The sequence below is a fragment of the Pseudomonas sp. SDI genome (assembly GCF_003105155.1).
Taxonomy (GTDB): Bacteria; Pseudomonadota; Gammaproteobacteria; order Pseudomonadales; family Pseudomonadaceae; genus Aquipseudomonas.
This window is the reverse complement of the sequence record NZ_QETK01000022.1, coordinates 1-15,906: the sequence shown is the minus strand read 5'-3', so window position 1 is coordinate 15,906 and position 15,906 is coordinate 1. Positions and strand designations below refer to the sequence as shown.

Sequence of the window (15,906 nt, the reverse complement as noted above, 5' to 3'; positions counted from 1 at the left end):
CTGACGGTGCCAAGGCTAACCTGTGGGCGCCGGCCTTGCCAGCGCCCACAGGTTAGCCCAGGCCCTGCCAGCCGCCCAGCTGACAAAGCTGTAATCCGCCCCTCAGCTTCCCGACAGCCCACCGTGGTTACCGTCTGTCCATCTCCCAGACCCAACAGGCACTGCGCATGCCCCACCACCCCACCCGCCGCACCTTCGTCAAAGGCCTGGCCGCCGGCACCGCGTTGGCCGGCCTGGGCCTGTGGCGGCCTGCGGCCTGGGCCGCCGGCAACAGCCTCAGCGGCCAGCACTTCGAGCTGTTCATCGGCCAGACGGCGGTCAATCTCACCGGCCGCCCACGCACGGCGCTGACCATCAACAACAGCCTGCCCGGCCCCACCCTGCGCTGGCGCGAAGGTGACACCGTCACCCTGCGCGTGCGCAACCGGCTGCATGAGGCCACCTCGCTGCACTGGCACGGCATCCTCCTGCCCAGCAGCATGGACGGCGTCCCCGGCCTGAGCTTCGCCGGCATCGAGCCCGGCGGCGACTACCTCTACCAGTTCACCCTGCAGCAATCCGGCACCTACTGGTATCACAGCCATTCCGGCCTGCAGGAACAGGCCGGGGTCTACGGTGCCATCGTCATCGCACCGAAACAGCCCGAGCCCTATCGCTACCAGCGCGACCAGGTGCTGCTGTTCAGCGACTGGAGCGACGAGCAGCCGGCCGCACTGCTGGCCACGCTGAAGAAACAGTCCGACGCTTTCAACTACCACAAACGTACCGTCGGCGACTTCATCGACGACGTCGCCCGCGACGGTTGGTCGGCCGCGCTCGGCAACCGTAAGGAATGGGCGCAGATGCGCATGAGCCCCACCGACCTCGCCGACATCAGCGCCGCCACCTACACCTACCTGCTCAACGGCCAGCCGCCCGACGCCAACTTCACTTGCCTGTTCGAGCCCGGCGAAACCTTGCGCCTGCGTCTGATCAACGGCTCGGCGATGAGCTATTTCGATTTCCGCATCCCTGGCCTGAAACTGGTGGTGATCGCCGCCGACGGCCAGCCGGTCTTGCCGGTGGTAGTCGACGAACTGCGCCTGGCGGTGGCGGAAACCTATGACGTGCTGGTCAAGGTCGGCGACCTGCCCGCCTACACCCTGTTTGCCCAGAGCATGGACCGCAGCGGCTTCGCCCGCGGCACCCTGGCGCGGGCCGTCGGGCTCAGTGCACCGGTGCCCGAACCTGATCCACGCCCGGTGCTGCAGATGAGCGACATGGGCATGGACCATGGGGCCGGCATGGATCATAGCCAGATGGCCGGCATGGACCACAGCAACATGCCCGGCATGCCGGGCATGCGCATGCAGCCACACCCGTCTTCGGAAATCGGCAACCCGCTGGTCGACATGCAAACCATGATGCCACGCGCCAACCTTGCCGACCCCGGGCTGGGCCTGCGCAATAATGGCCGTCGGGTGCTGACCTATGCCGACCTGAAAAGCACCTTCGCCGACCCCGACGGCCGCGCACCAGGGCGCGAGATCGAACTGCACCTGACCGGGCACATGGAACGCTTTGCCTGGTCGTTCAACGGCATCAAGTTCGCCGACGCCGAGCCACTGCGGCTGAAATACGGCGAGCGCCTGCGCATCACCCTGGTCAACGACACGATGATGGCCCACCCGATTCACCTACATGGCCTGTGGAGCGACCTGGAAGACGACCAGGGGCGCTTCCAGGTGCGCAAGCACACCATCGACATGCCGCCCGGCAGCCGCCGCAGCTACCGGGTCAGCGCCGATGCCCTGGGCCGCTGGGCCTACCACTGCCATCTGCTCTATCACATGGAGACCGGCATGTTCCGCGAGGTGCGCGTCGATGACTGAACGACTCAACCGGCCGTTACTCGGCAGCCTGGCCCTGCTCGCCCTGCTCGGCAGCGAAGAGGCCCGCGCCGCCGAGGCGCGCGCCCTGAACGGGCATCAAGTGCATGATCGCCAAGTGAACTGGGCGGTGATCGTCGAACAGCTGGAAGTGCAGCAGTTCGACAGCAGCAGCGCGCTGAACTGGAACGCCAACGCCTGGATCGGTGGCGACATCGACCGCCTGTGGCTGCGCAGTGAAGGCGAGCGCGAACAGGGCCGCACGCACAAAGCCGAACTGCAAGCGCTGTGGGGCCACGCGATCAGCCCCTGGTGGGAACTGGTCGGTGGCCTGCGCCAGGACTTCAAACCGGCCAGCGGCCAGGCCTGGGCCGCCGTTGGCATCCAGGGCACACCACTCTACGGCCTGGAGCTGGAAGCCACGGCCTATGCCGGCGAGCGACAACAAACCGCGCTGCGCCTGGAGGCCAGTTACGCTATCCTGCTGAGCAATCGCTGGATCCTTGAGCCGACACTGGAAAGCAATGTCTACGGCCGTACCGAGCCGCAGCGCGAGCAAGGCGCCGGCCTTGCCGACAGCGAGTTAGGCCTGCGCCTGCGCTACGAGATCAGCCGTGGTTTCGCCCCCTACCTGGGGGTCTCATTCAACCGCCTGCACGGCCGCACCGCCGAGCTGGCCCGCGACGCCGACGACGATACCGGCCAGACCCGTGTGGTTGCCGGCATCCGCCTGCGCTTCTAGCCCCGGAGACACATCATGCTCAAATACAAGCTTGCTGCCCTCGGCCTGCTGGCCCTGAGCGGCCTGGCCCAGGCCGCGCAAACCATCGACGTATACCGTGACCCCAACTGCGGTTGCTGCAAGGAATGGATCAGCCACCTGCGCGACAACGGTTTCACTGTCAACGATCACGTCGAACCGAACATGAGCGCGGTCAAGCAGCGCCTGGGCGTGGCCCCGCGCCTGGCCTCGTGCCACACCGGGGTGATCGACGGCAAGTTCGTCGAAGGCCATGTGCCGGCCGAACAGATTCAGCTGCTGGCCAAGCGTCCGGACCTGCGCGGGCTGGCCGTGCCGGGCATGCCGATGGGCTCGCCGGGCATGGAAATGGGCGATCACAAGGACGCCTACCAGGTCATCGGCCTGACCGCCGCCGGCACCGACGAAGTGGTTGCCGAATACTGATCGATGCTTAGCTACTGGGGCCTGTTCCTCGCCGCCTTCGGTGCCGCCACCCTGCTGCCGTTGCAGTCCGAAGCCGTGCTGGTCGGGCTGCTGCTGGGCAATCCCGAGGCGGTGCTCGACCTGTTGCTGGTGGCGACCCTGGGCAATGTGCTGGGCTCGATCGTCAACTGGCTGCTGGGCCGTGGCATCGACCGGCTGCGCGACAAGCACTGGTTTCCGGTCAAGCCGGCGCAGTTGGAAAAGGCCCAGCAACGCTATCGACGGTACGGCCACTGGTCGCTGCTGCTGAGCTGGATGCCGGTGATCGGCGACCCGCTGACGCTGATTGCCGGGGTCATGCGCGAGCCGTTCTGGCGCTTTCTGGCACTGGTCAGCGTGGCCAAGGGCGGGCGCTACCTGGTGCTGGCCTTGCTCACTCTGGGCTGGATTCACCGCTAGGCGCTAGGGTGGTGTTTCACGAGTACCACTGAAAATTTGAGCAAGACGCTCAGGGGGCATGCCTACACGGCCGGCGAGTCAGGCAACGACATTGCCCAACGCGTGGGTACCCGCTCAGGATGTGCTGTCACGCTGGCACCTGAGCCAACAAAGCGAAATATCGCGAAACATTTTCAGTCATTGACATTCCAACCCACGCATTAAAGTATTTTCCCGTGGCGCTGATTGCTTTCAGCACACGCCCAGTCCATCTGGGTCGACAAGGAAGTCGATTTTCCTCCACCCCACGTCAAGGAAACGACTCACCATGCTCAAGTATTTCGACCCGCATATTCATATGATCAGCCGCACCACTGACGACTACCAGAACATGGCTGCTGCTGGTATCACCGGGGTCATCGAGCCGGCCGCCCGGCAAGGCCAGGCATATAGTAGCGTCGGCAGCTTCATTGATTACTTCGACACACTGCTGGGCTGGGAACGCTCGCGTGCCAGCGTGTTCGGCATCCACCATTTCTGCACCATCGGTCTGAATCCCACGGAGGCCAACGACCTGTCGGTAGCCAACGAGGTGCTGGAGGCGCTGCCGCGCTATTTGGTCAAGGACGGCGTAGTGGCCGTCGGCGCGATCGGCTACAAAGACATCACTCCGGAAGAGGATCGCTTTCTCGCGGCCCAGCTCGAACTGGCCAAGCAATTCAACCTGCCGGTATTGGTGCACACCCCTCACAGGGACAAGATCGGCGGCACCAAGCGTACCCTGGCGGTGATCCGCGAGGTGGGAATCGCCGAACATCTGGTGATCATCGATCACCTTAACGAGCTAAACCTGCAACTGGTGCTAGACAGCGACTGCTGGCGCGGGCACTCCATCTACCCCAATACCCGAATGTCCGAGCAGCGCATGGTGGCCTTGTTGCAGGAGTACGGCACCGAAAAGATGGTGGTCAATAGCGCCGCCGACTGGGGTATCAGCGATCCACTCAAGGTGCCCAAGACCGGGCAGGCGATGCTCGCCGCTGGCTTCAGCGAAACTCAAGTAGAACAAGTGCTGTTCCACAATCCGGTGGACTTCTTCGCCCAGAGTGGTCAACTTGACAAACAGTTGGTCAGTACCCCGCTGCCCATCGACCAGCGTCGCCAGTGGCAGGGCGACTCGGTCCTGCGTGGCCAGGAAACGGTAGTCAAATGAGCACTCGCACCAACTGAAGCGCCGCGCAGGCGTTTCGACATGCTCCGTAGACGAACTGCTGAAAACCATGGGCATGACCGGCATCTCCAAAAACCAGACGTCACGACTGGCCAGCGAGATCGATGAACGCTAGCCTAGCTCGAATTTTCAGTGGTACTTGTGAAACGCTACACTAACGGCCCCAAATCAGCCCCTCGCTCCAGCCCAGCTCGGCAAAGTCCTGCGCGCGCAGGTGTGCCTCCTCTTCACAGAAGAATTCGTCGAGCTGCGGCGGGCGTACGGCCGTGTCGCTGAGCATGGCGTGCACCTGGCCACGATGATGGATCTGGTGCTCGAACAGGTGCGAGAGCAGCCGCAGGCGCTGCTCGCGCTGCAACCAGTCAGGGCGGACGATGCTCACATAGCGCTGCAACTGGTCGTCATGCAACTGGCGGCAATAGGCAATCAGCCGATGATCGGCCTGGGCCTGTTCGTCGCGCAGCTCGGCGCAACTGGCGAAGGGCTCGGCGGGCTCGAAGAAGCGCTCGGCATCCGGGTCGGGCGACTCGCCGCGCTGTTCGCACTCCAGCGCATGCAGGTAAAACCAGTCAACCGTGAGGATATGGTTGAGGGTGGCCTTGATCGACGGGAAAAAGCTGCAACGCGGCGCCACGAACTCGTCCTGGCTCAGTTGCAGGCAAGCCTTGTACAGGCGGTGGTTGGCCCAGCCGTTCTGGTAGGCCATGGTCAGCAGGTAATGCGAAAGTGGCTCGGCCATGAGGGTGATCCTCAGCAGAAGCGTTGCAGTTGCATCTCCCGCAGGCGGCTCAGGGTCCGTCGGAACGGGAATGCCAGATACCCTTGAGTGTAGAGCGCATCCAGCGCCACTTCGGCTTCCAGATACAGGGCGATACGCCGGTCATAGCATTCGTCGATCAGGGCGATGAAGCGTCGCACGCTGTCATCGTGGATCGACAACTGCGGCAGTTCACGGTCGCCGGCTGCGACGCGAGCGGCGCCGTCTTCGGTGCCACGGGCGATCTTCGCCGGGCGCTGCTGGGCGCCGAGGGCCGGTACGTCGCTGACCAGGATGGCCTGGAACTGGTCGCACAGGGCCATGAAGTCCATGGCCGCCAGCGGTTGTTCGCACAGGTCGTGATAGCGGCACCAGAGCACCTGGTCGCTGCGGCGTACCACGGCGATCTGCCGGTAGCCGACGGTCAGCGTCTGGTCGGTGCTGGGCTGGGTGCCGCTCAACGCGCAGAACACCCCGAGCAGCGCGCTTGGGCCGTCGTCCTGGCGCAGCCAGTAGCGTTGCTGCTCGGCACCAGGGTGCAGGCGGTGGTCCTGCTCGCCGTCGACGGCGACCACGGCCATATGCTGCTCGATGGCGCTGATCGCCGGCAGGAAACGTTCGCGGTTGAAGCCGTCGGCGTAGAGCTGCGCCGGTGGCTGGTTGGAGGTGGCGACGATGATCACACCATGATCGAACAGCGCCTGGAACAGCCCGCCGAGAATGATCGCGTCGCCGATATCGTTGACGAACAGTTCGTCGAAGCACAGCACGCGGATTTCCGCGGCTAGCGCTTGCGCCAGGGCTTGCAGGGGTTCGGCGGTGCCGTTGAGCTGGAACAGCCGCTGGTGCACCCAGCGCATGAAATGGTGGAAGTGCTGCCGTCTGGCGGGCACTTGCAAGCATTGGTGAAACAGGTCCATGAGCCAGGTTTTGCCCCGCCCGACCGGGCCCCAGAGGTAGACGCCGTGGTGCAGGGTGTCGAAACAGGCTTGCAGGGCAGTGGCCGCGTGCAACTGCGCAGGATCAGCGAAGAAACCGTTCTGGGCAATGGCCTGCTGGTAGAGCGCGAGGGGAGTGCGTTGGGTCATGGGCGGATGATACAGATTACGGCCGCTGCGCGCCCGCTCGTGGGACAAGCCCGCACAAGAGACCTGTGCATGCAGTACGTGTGGGAGCGACGATGCGGCGACCCGACTCGTCCCGTGATGAGGCCTCAAAGTAAAAAACCGCCAGGCTTCCCCGGCGGCTTTTCTACTCAACTACCGGGTTTACTCGGTAGCCAATACCCCACGGCGTACCTGATCGCGCTCGATCGACTCGAACAGGGCCTTGAAGTTACCTTCACCAAACCCGTCGTCCCCCTTGCGCTGGATGAACTCGAAGAACACCGGGCCCATCAGGGTTTCCGAGAAGATCTGCAGCAGCAGACGCTTGTCGTCCGGCTGCGACGAGCCGTCCAGCAGGATGCCGCGGGCCTGCAACTCGCCCACCGGCTCGCCGTGATCCGGCAGACGCCCTTCGAGCATCTCGTAATAGGTTGCCGGCGGCGCGGTCATGAAACGCATGCCCATCTTCTTCAGCGCGTCCCAGGTCTTCACCAGGTCGTCGGTGAGGAACGCCACGTGCTGGATGCCCTCGCCGTTGAACTGCATCAGGAACTCTTCGATCTGACCGGCACCTTTGGACGATTCCTCGTTCAACGGGATACGGATCATGCCGTCCGGCGCGGTCATGGCCTTGGAGGTCAGGCCGGTGTACTCGCCCTTGATGTCGAAGTAGCGGATCTCGCGGAAGTTGAACAGCTTCTCGTAGAAGCCCGCCCAGTAGGCCATGCGCCCGCGATAAACGTTGTGGGTCAGGTGGTCGATGATCTTCAGGCCAGCACCGACCGGGTTGCGATCGACGCCTTCGATCCAGTTGAAGTCGATGTCGTAGATCGAGCTGCCTTCCTCGAAACGGTCAATCAGGTACAGCGGCGCGCCGCCGATACCCTTGATCGCCGGCAGGCGCAGTTCCATCGGGCCGGTTTCGATTTCTACCGGCTGCGCGCCCAGTTCCAGGGCACGGGCATAGGCTTCATGGGCATTACGCACACGGAAGGCCATGCCGCACACCGACGGACCATGCTCGGCAGCAAAGTACGAAGCGACGCTTTTCGGCTCGTTATTGAGGATCAGGTTGATGCCGCCCTGACGGTACAGGTGTACGTCCTTGGAGCGGTGGGTAGCCACCTTGGTGAAGCCCATGATCTGGAAGATCGGCTCCAGGGTGCCTGGGGTTGGCGCGGCCAGCTCGATGAATTCAAAGCCCATCAGGCCCATCGGGTTGTCGAAGAGATCTGCCATGTTCGTGTCCTCATCATCTAAACGGGTAATAACGGTGTGTTAGTAGCGGTCGATGTCGAGCGAACGTGGTGGCGCGCAAGAGATGCCCCTCACACTGCGTGCGAGGTAGTCACCATAAATCAGTTTGAACCCATGACACTTCATATGGGACCCAGTCTCCGCGGGCTGATTCTCCAGTGGCGGAGAACCTTATTATTGTATGCGTAAAATGATTCTACAGTGCGTAAAATCATTTGTCCGCATTTAACTGCACGCCTTTGGTCGTAGCCGCTGCGGCCAGTTGCACAGCACGATGCCCAGTAGCTGTGCGCCGGCCGATGAACGGCTATGCTCTCTTTTCTGTCCTTACAGGTTGTGCCTGATGCCCCTCTCGGTTAAACGTCCCGGTCGCTGGACCCTCCGTGCCCTGCTGCCCTGGTTGGTGGGCATACTGCCGATGCTGCTCGGTCTGCTGATTCTCAACTGGCAGGCCCATCGCGAACTGGCGGCCCGCGCGCAGAGCACAGCAGCGCAGGCGGTCGAGCATATCGACTGGATCGTCAGCAACCTGGCCGGCGCTGCCCACAGCCTGCTGCCACTGGCCGGCGAGCCCTGCGACAACGCCCAACTGCCGCTGCGCGAAGTGGTCACGCGGACCTCGTTCGTGCGTTCGACCAATCTGTTCAGCAACGACAACCTGTATTGCAGCTCACTGTTCGGCCCCTACAGTGAGCCGGTGAAAACCGACGAGTACGTCGACGGCACCCTGCGCCTGATGGACGGTAACTCGGTCACCCCAGGGCATGCCCTGCTGGTGTACCTGGAAAGGAATGGTAAACACGGCGCGCTCACCACGGCCGACGGCGACCACCTGGTCACCGCCCTGCGCCTGATCGGCTCGAACACCCGGCTGGTGCTGCAAGTCGGCCCGCGCTGGATGGGCGAAGACGGCCAGGTGCACAACGATGCCCTGCCGGCCTTCGCCGAGGCCTCGATGCAGTTGTCATCGACCAACTATCCCTACTCGATCAACAGCGGGTTCGCCGCGGGCTCTGCCTGGCACCTGATGCAGAGCGAATACCCGGCCATGCTCGGCCTACTGGTGTTCATCGGCGTGATTGCCGGCACGGCCTGCCGCTGGCAACTGCGCCGCGCCAGCTCCTCGCGGGCCGAACTGCAACGGGCCATCGAGGCCGACGAGTTCATTCCCTATTACCAGCCGGTGGTGCGCGACGGCGATTTTCGCTGGGCCGGCGCCGAAGTGCTGATGCGCTGGCAGCACCCGCGTGAAGGCATGGTCCGCCCCGACCTGTTCATCCCCTATGCCGAGCACAGCGGGCAGATCGTAGCGATGACCCGGCGCCTGATGCAGCGCGTGGCCGCCGACCTGGCACCACACGCCGAGCGTTTCGTCGACGGCTTCCATATCGGCGTCAACATCACCGCCGATCACTGCCAGGACCCGCAACTGTACGACGACTGCCGGACCTTCCTCGCGCAGTTCCCGCCAGGCCGGGTGATCCTCACCCTGGAGCTGACCGAGCGCAAACTGATCGAAGCCAGCCAGGCCACCGACCTGCTGTTCGACAAGCTTCACCAGTTAGGCGTGATGATCGCCATCGACGACTTTGGCACCGGCCAGTCAAGCCTGAGCTACCTGCGCCAGTTCAAGGTCGACTACCTGAAAATCGACCAGAGCTTCGTCGCCATGATCGGCGTCGATGCCCTGTCGCTGCATATCCTCGACAGCATCATCACGCTGTCCGGCAAGCTCGGCCTGGGCATCGTTGCCGAGGGCGTGGAAACCGTCGAGCAACGCGACTACCTGGCGGCGCGCCAAGTGAACTTCCAGCAGGGCTACCTGTTCGCCCGGCCCATGCCGATCAGCGACTTCCTGTCGGCTACCTCCCCCTGAGGCAAACGGGCGGTTGCCGCGCCGCCCATGGCCCTGAGATCATTGTCAGTCACCCCGCTCTCCCTTCCCTGTTTCCGAGGCCCCCTTGTCCAGAGGTATCGTTGCATCCGTCATGGCGTCCTGCTTGTTCGCCGTGATGTATTACTACACATCCCTGCTCACCCCGCTCGACGGCGAGGAGGTGTTCGGCTGGCGCATGCTACTGACCCTGCCCTGCGTCACCCTGTTCATGCTGATTACCCGCGACTGGCCACTGGTGACCGGTTTGCTGGCGCGCATCCGCCGCTCGCCAGCACTGCTGCTGGGCCTGCTCGGGACCTCGTCGTTGATGGCGGTGCAACTCTGGCTATTTCTCTGGGCACCCCTGCACGGGCGCAGCCTGGAGGTGTCGCTGGGGTATTTCCTGCTGCCGTTGAGCATGGTGCTGACCGGGCGCCTGGTGTACGGCGAACGGCTGTCGCGGCTACAGAAAGTCGCCGTGCTGTGTGCGGCGGTCGGGGTGGCCCACGAGTTGATCCAGCATGGCAGCTTCGCCTGGGAAACCCTGCTGGTCGCCAGCGGCTACCCGGTGTACTTCGTGTTGCGCCGTAAACTGGGCACCGACCACCTGGGCGGGCTGTGGGCCGACATGACGCTGATGCTGCCGGCGGCCCTGTATTTCGTGATCAAGGGCTCGCTGAGCAGTGCCGACCTGCTCGCCCACCCGCAGCTCTACCTGCTGATCCCATTGCTAGGGGTGATCAGCGCCCTGGCGCTGATCAGCTACGTGATGGCCAGCCGGCTGCTGGCGTTCAGCCTGTTCGGCCTGCTCAGCTATGTCGAGCCGGTGCTGCTGGTGTTCGTCGCCCTGGCCCTGGGCGAGAGCATCGCCGCCGACCAGTGGCTGACCTACGTGCCGATCTGGTTGGCGGTGCTGGTGCTGGTGCTGGAGGGCTTCAAGCACCTGCTACGGCAGCGTCGACGCGCTGTGTAAGGCGCACCTGGCGGACCCGGCGCTCCTCCACCGCGACCACGGTCATGGTCCAGTTGTCCCAGGTCAGCTCATCGCCGACCATCGGCAGCCGGTCAAGCAGGCTCATCACCAGCCCGGCGAGGGTCTGATAATCCTCGGTGGGCCGTGCGGCGAAGCCGATCTGCGCCTGTAGCTGACGCAGGTTCAGCGCACCGCTGACCAGGTAGCTGCCGGCCTCGACGACGACGTCCGGGCCAGTGACTTCGCTGGCATCCGGCAACTGACCGGCAATCGACTCAAGGATGTCGGTCATGGTCAGCACGCCGGTGAAGTCACCGAACTCGTTGACCACGAAGGCGATGTGCGTCGACTCACTGCGCATCTGCTCCAGCGCGTTGAGGATGCTGAAGCTTTCCAGCAGGTTCAACGGTGCCCGGACCAGCCCTTCGAGGTCCGGTTCGTGGCCGGCCAGTAAGTCCTTGAGCATTTCCTTCTTGTGCACGTAGCCCAGCGGCTCCTCGATGCGGCCGTCGCGAATCAGCGGCAGGCGCGAGTAGGAGGAATGTATCAGCGCGGTACGGATCGCTTGCGGCGATTGCCCCAGGTCGATGGCGTCGACCTTGGCACGCACCGTCATCACCGTTCGGATCGGCCGTTCGGCGAGGTTCAGCACGCCACTGATCATCACCCGCTCGCGGCGGTCGAAGAGCACCTGCTCGTCGCCGTCGCCGATCAGGTCGGCGATTTCCTCGCCCACTTCATCGGCTTCCATCCGCCGCCCGCCCAGCAAGCGCAGAACGGCGTGGGCAGTGCGTTCACGCAATGGTCGGTGCTGTTGCAGGCTGCGCTTGCGCCGGGCCCGGGCCAACTGATTGAACAGCTCGATCAGAATCGAGAAGCCGATGGCGGCGTACAGGTAGCCTTTCGGAATGTGGAAGCCCAGGCCTTCGGCGGTGAGGCTGAAGCCGATCATCATCAGGAAGCCCAGGCACAGCATGATCACCGTCGGGTGGGCGTTGACGAAGCGGGTCAGCGGTTTGCTGGCGACGATCATGATGCCGATCGAGAAGATCACCGCGATCATCATGATCGACAGCTCCTCGACCATGCCCACGGCGGTAATCACCGCGTCGAGCGAGAACACTGCGTCGAGCACCACGATCTGCGCCACGATGGGCCAGAAGGCGGCATGGCGGAGCGTGCCGCTGGCCTGGGTAACATGCCCTTCGAGGCGTTCGTGCAGCTCCATGGTGGCCTTGAACAGCAGAAACACACCACCGAACAGCATGATCAGGTCACGCCCGGAGAAGCTCTTGCCGAACACGTCGATCAGTGGCGCGGTGAGCGTGACCATCCAGGAAATGCTGGCGAGCAGGCCCAGGCGCATGACCAGCGCCAGCGACAGGCCGATCACCCGCGCACGGTCGCGCTGATGCGGCGGCAGCTTGTCGGCCAGGATGGCGATAAAGACGAGGTTGTCGATGCCCAGAACCAGTTCCAGGACAATCAGCGTGGCGAGGCCCAGCCAGGCCGTGGGATCGGCTAGCCATTCCATGGGTGGGCACTCAGGTGAAGAACGTCGCCAGGACGCGGGGAAGGCCAGGTTGGCCAGGTACTGGGGGGCTCCGAGAACGAAGTCATGCTTACCTTGGGATTATTTCGGGACGGTGATGCTACAAGTTCAGCTGGTTTTTCCGACAGTGAGAAAGTATTTCAAAAGCTGTAAGACCGATCGCCAGCAAAAGACCGACAAAAAATTAATGGCAAAGTGACATTCCGAAAAACCTGAACAATACTGCGACGGCCACGGACCTTAACCACAACCCCGCAAAGGGATTTCACCATGAGCCAAGCACTACAACTGGACGTCGCCGTCGTCGGCGGCGGCGCTTCGGGAACCTACAGCGCCTGGCGCCTGCAACAGGCGCTGGGCAACAGCCAACGCATTGCCCTGTTCGAATACGGCGACCGTATCGGCGGCCGCTTGTTCAGCATCAGGCTGCCTGGCCTTGAGCACGTGGTCGCCGAAGTCGGCGGCATGCGCTACATGCCCAGCGCCGATAAGGACACCAGCGGCCATGTGCTGGTCGACAAGCTGATCCAGCACCTGGACCTGCCGAGCAAGGACTTCCCGATGGGCAATGAACTGCCCAAAGGCGACCCGATCGGGGCCAAGGACAACCTGTTCTACCTGCGTGGCGAACGCTTCCGCTTCCGCGACTTCGTCGAGGCGCCGGACAAGATCCCCTACAACCTCGCCTGGTCCGAACGCGGCTATAACCCGGAAGACCTGCAGGTCAAGGTGATGAACCTGATCTACCCAGGCTTCGGCGACCTGAGCCTGGCCGAGCAGATGCAGGTCAAGGTGTTCGGCAAGGAAATCTGGCGCTACGGTTTCTGGGACCTGCTCTACCGGGTGCTCAGCAACGAGGGCTACCAGTTCATGAAGGACGCCGGCGGTTACGAGGCCAACGTTGCCAACGCCAGCGCCGTGACCCAACTGCCCGCCACCGAATACAGCGATGACACCGAATTCCGCACCCTGAAGGACGGTTTCCAGCGCCTGCCGCTGGCCCTCGCGGAAACCTTCCAGCAACTGCCCGGGATCCTGCGCGCCGAACAGCGTGTGCAGATGAACCAGCGGCTGGTCGCCCTGGAATACAGCAACGACCAGGAATATCCGTACTGCCTGCACTTCCAGCAAACCCGCACGGTTGATGGCACTACCCGCGATGTTGACGGCAGCCACAGCGTGGTCCAGGCCCGCCAGGTGATCCTGGCCATGCCGCGCCGCTCGCTGGAGCTGATCGAGTCGCCGCTGTTCGACGACAAATGGCTCAAAGCCAACCTCGGCTCGGTGCTGATGCAGTCGGCGTTCAAGCTGTTCCTGGCCTACGAGCAGCCCTGGTGGCGCGCGCTCGGGCTGGTGGCCGGACGCTCGGTCACCGACCTGCCGGTACGCCAGGTCTACTATATGGGCACCGAAGGCGAACAGGATGGCGGCGCACCAACCCGCAACTCGCTGCTGATGGCCTCCTACAACGACATCGGCACCGTGCCGTTCTGGAAGGGTCTGGAAGACGGCAAGCCGTTCCAGGGCTATCAGCCGGCCAGCCTCGCCGGCCGCGTGAGCGCCAGCGAAATCGTTCCGCCGTCGCAGTTCCAGGTCAGCGAGGAAATGGTCGCCATCGCCCAGCGCCAGGTGACCCAGGTGCACGACCAGGTCGAGCTGCCGGCCCCCTACTCGGCGGTCTATCACGCCTGGGATGCCGACCCGTATGGCGGCGGCTGGCACGAATGGAAAGCCAACTACCGTCTCGACCTGATCATCCAGCGCATGCGCCACCCGGTGGCCGATCAGGCCGTGTACATCGTCGGCGAAGCCTATTCCTATGGCCAGGGCTGGGTTGAAGGCGCGCTGACCGTGGCCGAGTCGACCCTGCAGGAGTTCTTCAAGCTGGACCGCCCCGAGTGGCTGCCGCAGCAGTACCAACTGTTGCCCGTGCCGGGCCCGGCCGAGGCGGAGGACGAAGCATGAGCGACGCAGCGACCTTCAGCGTCGCCGACTACCTGCTGACTCGACTGGTGCAACTGGGCGTGCACAAGGTGTTCCAGGTGCCCGGGGATTATGTCTCCGGGTTCATGGAAGCCCTGGACGCCTTCGACGGCATCGACGCGGTCGGCGACGTCTACGAGATGGGCGCGGCCTATGCCGCCGACGGCTATGCGCGTTACGCCGGATTTGGCGCGGTGTCGCTGCAATATGGCGTCGGCACCTTCAGTGCGGTGAACGCGATTGCCGGCGCCTATGTCGAGCGCAACCCGCTGGTGGTGATTTCCGCCAGCCCGTCGACCGACAGCCGACGCAAGGCGCGCTCGCAGAACGTGCTGTTCCACCACTCCACCGGCAACTTCGAAGCCGACCGCAATGTGCTCGAACAGGTCACCGTGGCCTGCGAGATCATCGCCGACGCACATCAGGCGCCATGGCAGATCGACAGCGCGCTGATCGAAGCGCTGACCCACCGCCAGCCGGTATACCTGGAGGCCTTCAAGGACATCTGGGGGGCCGCTTGCTCGCGTCCGCAAGGTGAACTGTGCGCGGCGCCGCGACCTTCGGCGCCACTGGCGTTGAAGGCGGCGGTGGCGCAGAGCCTGGAGCGTCTGGCCGCGGCGAAGAAGCCGCTGCTGTTGCTGGGGGTGGAAATCAGCCGTTACGGCCTGCAGGACGACGTGCTCAAGCTGGTGAACGATTGCGGCCTGTCGTTCAGCACCACGCTGGACGCCAAGACCGTGCTCGACGAGCGCCACCCGCAGTTCATCGGCACCTTCGCCGGGCCGGCATCACTGCTGGAAACCTCGGCGCGGGTCAATGAGGCCGACTGTATCCTGGCCATCGGGGTGATTTTCACCGACGACTACTTGGACCTGCTGGAGACCCGCTTCGAGCAGATCATCCAGGTCAACAGCGACCTGGCCCGCACCGGCGCCGAGTACTACCCCAACCTGCGCCTGACCGACTACGTGCATGGCCTGACCCGGGCCCTGGAGCAGGACCCACGCTTCCCGCTCGGCGGTTTCGCCCAGTTGCCGCCGGCGAAGTTGCTCGGCGCGGTGCGTCCGGACCTGCCGCTGAGCTATGCGCTGTTCTTCGACACCCTGGTGGAGGTGGCGAAAGAACAACGGCTTTGGGAGACCAGCACGTTGATCCTCGGCGAGAGTTCGTCGCTGTACGTGGCCAGCAACCTGGTCGACATGCCGCGCGACAGCTTTGTCTCCGACGCAATCTGGGGCTCGCTGGGGCATGAAACTGGCTGTGCACTGGGCGTTGCCCTGGGCAGCGGGCGCCGGCCGATCGTGGTGGCCGGCGATGGCGGCTTCATGATGGCCTGCCAGTCGCTGGCGGCGCTGGTGCGCAACCGGGTCAATGCCGTGGTGTTCGTGATGAGCAACAAGGTGTATGCCATCGAACAGGCGTTCGTCGATCTCAAGGCCTTCGAACCGGACGGCCAGTTCGCCGCCTTCGACACCTTGCCGACCCTGGATTACCGGGCATTGGCCGAAGGTTTCGGTGCCGTCGGCTACCGGGTGGAAACCGTGGGGCAGTTGCAGAACCTGCTGCCGGCAATGCTTGCTGAGCAGCACAAGCCGGTGCTGGTGGAAGTGTGCATTGCCGAGAAAGACCTGGCGGTGCAGATCGAGCGACTGGCCAGGTCCTGAAAAAAGCATCGCGGGCCGAGCCCGCTCCCACAGGTG

13 protein-coding genes are annotated in these 15,906 nt (G+C 63.8%); 9 read left to right on the top strand and 4 right to left on the bottom strand.

Going from position 1 to position 15,906, the window contains the following annotated elements:
• The first annotated feature begins 167 nt into the window (after positions 1 to 167).
• The 5 genes from DCO48_RS15415 (at position 168) to DCO48_RS15395 (ending at position 4,684) form a co-directional block, all read left to right on the top strand.
• Complete coding sequence (locus DCO48_RS15415; protein WP_116551477.1) at positions 168 to 1,871, top strand: copper resistance system multicopper oxidase; 1,704 nt, start codon at positions 168 to 170, stop codon at positions 1,869 to 1,871.
• A complete protein-coding gene (locus DCO48_RS15410; protein WP_116551476.1) occupies positions 1,864 to 2,610 on the top strand; it encodes a copper resistance protein B in 747 nt (248 codons plus the stop codon). Before DCO48_RS15415 ends, DCO48_RS15410 begins: the two co-directional genes overlap by 8 nt.
• 15 nt (positions 2,611 to 2,625) lie before the next feature.
• Complete coding sequence (locus DCO48_RS15405; RefSeq protein WP_116551475.1) at positions 2,626 to 3,054, top strand: DUF411 domain-containing protein; 429 nt, start codon at positions 2,626 to 2,628, stop codon at positions 3,052 to 3,054.
• A 3-nt stretch (positions 3,055 to 3,057) separates the two neighbouring features.
• A complete protein-coding gene (locus DCO48_RS15400) occupies positions 3,058 to 3,492 on the top strand; it encodes a YqaA family protein (protein ID WP_116551474.1) in 435 nt (144 codons plus the stop codon).
• Positions 3,493 to 3,799: 307 nt separating this feature from the next.
• Entirely contained in the window at positions 3,800 to 4,684 is an 885-nt protein-coding gene (locus DCO48_RS15395; protein WP_116551473.1) for a TatD family hydrolase, read from the top strand.
• A gap of 172 nt (positions 4,685 to 4,856) precedes the next feature.
• Here DCO48_RS15395 and DCO48_RS15390 read toward each other — a convergent pair whose 3' ends face one another.
• The 3 genes from DCO48_RS15390 to hppD form a co-directional block, all read right to left on the bottom strand.
• Positions 4,857 to 5,441 carry a DinB family protein gene (locus DCO48_RS15390; protein ID WP_116551472.1) on the bottom strand — a complete coding sequence of 195 codons (585 nt, stop codon included), beginning with the start codon at positions 5,439 to 5,441 and terminating at the stop codon, positions 4,857 to 4,859.
• A gap of 11 nt (positions 5,442 to 5,452) precedes the next feature.
• Positions 5,453 to 6,547: a cell division protein ZapE gene (zapE, locus tag DCO48_RS15385; protein WP_116551471.1), complete on the bottom strand. Its 1,095-nt coding sequence runs from the start codon at positions 6,545 to 6,547 to the stop codon at positions 5,453 to 5,455.
• 180 nt (positions 6,548 to 6,727) lie between these two features.
• The gene (gene hppD / locus DCO48_RS15380; RefSeq protein WP_116551470.1) at positions 6,728 to 7,804 is read right to left on the bottom strand and encodes a 4-hydroxyphenylpyruvate dioxygenase; all 1,077 of its coding nucleotides are present in this window, start codon (positions 7,802 to 7,804) and stop codon (positions 6,728 to 6,730) included.
• A 361-nt stretch (positions 7,805 to 8,165) separates the two neighbouring features.
• On the opposite strand from hppD, the gene DCO48_RS15375 reads away from it, so the two are divergent.
• Positions 8,166 to 9,698 (top strand): EAL domain-containing protein, encoded by a 1,533-nt coding sequence (locus tag DCO48_RS15375; RefSeq protein ID WP_116551469.1) that lies wholly within the window; start codon positions 8,166 to 8,168, stop codon positions 9,696 to 9,698.
• A gap of 85 nt (positions 9,699 to 9,783) precedes the next feature.
• Positions 9,784 to 10,671 (top strand): EamA family transporter RarD, encoded by an 888-nt coding sequence (rarD, locus tag DCO48_RS15370; protein WP_116551468.1) that lies wholly within the window; start codon positions 9,784 to 9,786, stop codon positions 10,669 to 10,671.
• Here rarD and DCO48_RS15365 read toward each other — a convergent pair.
• Positions 10,634 to 12,205: a TerC family protein gene (locus DCO48_RS15365; RefSeq protein ID WP_116551467.1), complete on the bottom strand. Its 1,572-nt coding sequence runs from the start codon at positions 12,203 to 12,205 to the stop codon at positions 10,634 to 10,636. The two genes, rarD and DCO48_RS15365, sit on opposite strands and share 38 nt — an antisense overlap.
• A 288-nt stretch (positions 12,206 to 12,493) precedes the next feature.
• On the opposite strand from DCO48_RS15365, the gene DCO48_RS15360 reads away from it, so the two are divergent.
• Complete coding sequence (locus tag DCO48_RS15360; RefSeq protein WP_116551466.1) at positions 12,494 to 14,188, top strand: FAD-dependent oxidoreductase; 1,695 nt, start codon at positions 12,494 to 12,496, stop codon at positions 14,186 to 14,188.
• Entirely contained in the window at positions 14,185 to 15,870 is a 1,686-nt protein-coding gene (locus DCO48_RS15355) for a thiamine pyrophosphate-binding protein (protein ID WP_116551465.1), read from the top strand. The genes DCO48_RS15360 and DCO48_RS15355 overlap by 4 nt, the downstream gene beginning before the upstream one ends.
• Positions 15,871 to 15,906: the final 36 nt, after the last annotated feature.